Below are 278 nucleotides of genomic sequence, written 5' to 3'. Positions count from 1 at the left end.
AACGAATGACATGGATTCCCCCTACCGAGGATCTGCCACACTTATGTGGTACTTAAATGCATCGGAGGCACCATGTCTGATTATTCTTATTTCTGCGGTATCGACCTAGCTAAAAACCACTTTAGTCTTCATGCCGTAGACCAAAATGGTAAGGTCATACTTCATAAGTCAGTAACCCGCTCTAAACTACTGACTACAATAGCAAATATGCCACTCATGCGTATAGGCGTTGAAGCGTGTGGTGGTGCACATTATTGGGCAAGAACACTCAATAAACT

General features: G+C 43.2%; 1 pseudogene. It reads left to right on the top strand.

Annotated elements, in window-relative coordinates:
• Positions 1-72 precede the first annotated feature (72 nt).
• Positions 73-278, top strand: a pseudogene (locus AB4274_RS22120) (IS110 family transposase); the annotation flags it as partial.

Source organism: Vibrio sp. 10N.261.55.A10 (assembly GCF_041470825.1).
GTDB lineage: Bacteria > Pseudomonadota > Gammaproteobacteria > Enterobacterales > Vibrionaceae > Vibrio > Vibrio crassostreae_C.
This window is presented reverse-complemented; position numbering and strand designations above follow the sequence as displayed.